The organism is Streptomyces kronopolitis, from assembly GCF_014646275.1.
Lineage (GTDB): Bacteria > Actinomycetota > Actinomycetes > Streptomycetales > Streptomycetaceae > Streptomyces > Streptomyces kronopolitis.
This window is the reverse complement of record NZ_BMND01000128.1, coordinates 1-537: the sequence shown is the minus strand read 5'-3', so window position 1 is coordinate 537 and position 537 is coordinate 1. Positions and strand designations below refer to the sequence as shown.

Annotated in this window: 1 protein-coding gene and 1 pseudogene; both read right to left on the bottom strand. The window is 44.1% G+C overall.

Translation table 11 applies throughout. From position 1 onward, the window contains the following. Positions 1-281 (bottom strand): DUF7494 domain-containing protein (locus IEY78_RS35460; RefSeq protein ID WP_229700354.1); only part of this gene is annotated, 281 nt, incomplete at its 3' end. Between the two features lie 25 nt (positions 282-306). Then, positions 307-537, bottom strand: a pseudogene (locus IEY78_RS35455) (hypothetical protein); the annotation flags it as partial.

Genomic DNA, 537 nt, shown 5'->3' with positions numbered 1-537 from the left:
ATGAATTGTTGTTGGCGCATAGAATAGGTGATATGGAAAAAAGCGTTGTCTAAAGGGGTAAAGCCCTCCTTAGGGATAGAGTCTATCACGCATTCTATGGGGCGTTTAGCGCGTATAATGGATAAAGACGCTTCAATCCCGCTTGGCGGTTTTTCATTAGCATAAAAACAAGAAAACGCCTTGTTGTGTCGTAAGGTTAAAACAGAAAAATCTTCCCCCCCTTCCTTGCCTTGCGTGAGCGTGAGGCTTAAGGCGTTGAGAGAATGGGAGAGCAAACTCACGCCCATTAAAAGAAAGATCTTTGACTTAAGCCACAAACTCTAAAAGCCCTCGCATCATAAAAACAGAGAACAAGCACGCCAACGCCATGGCAATAATGACCGCATAAATGGGCATGGTAGCGTTTTGGGTGTAAATATCGTTTTGAGCGTAGCTTTGTAAGGGCTTATTGAAAAACATCGCCACGAGCCAACGGAAATAATAAAACGCAGCCACCGCGCTATTAACCAACATCACCACCGCTAAAAGAATGTGGTT